The sequence below is a fragment of the Streptococcus hepaticus genome, assembly GCF_043656315.1.
Taxonomy (GTDB): Bacteria; Bacillota; Bacilli; order Lactobacillales; family Streptococcaceae; genus Streptococcus; species Streptococcus hepaticus.
Genome location: NZ_JBINIY010000059.1, coordinates 1 through 306 on the forward strand (window position 1 = coordinate 1; position 306 = coordinate 306).

1 protein-coding gene is annotated in these 306 nt (G+C 41.8%); it reads left to right on the plus strand.

Annotation, left to right across the window (positions count from 1 at the left end):
- A partial coding sequence (locus ACHUFA_RS11095) for a DNA cytosine methyltransferase (protein ID WP_394406129.1) occupies positions 1-306 on the plus strand: 306 nt, incomplete at both ends.

Here is a 306-nt window from a genome sequence, read left to right on the forward strand (position 1 = left end):
CATAAATGCCTGGGCTTTTGTGAAATTGATAAATTCGCTAGAACATCTTATAAAGCCATGTTTAACACAGAAGGGGAAATAGAATACCATGACATTAAAGAGGTCACAGACCATGACTTTAGACAATTTAGAGGGCAAGTGGACATCATCTGCGGGGGATTTCCTTGCCAAGCATTTTCACTCGCAGGCAGACGATTGGGATTTGAAGATACTCGAGGGACTCTCTTTTTTGAGATTGCTCGAGCGGCCAAACAAATCCAACCACGTTTTCTATTTTTGGAAAACGTCAAAGGCCTACTCAATCAC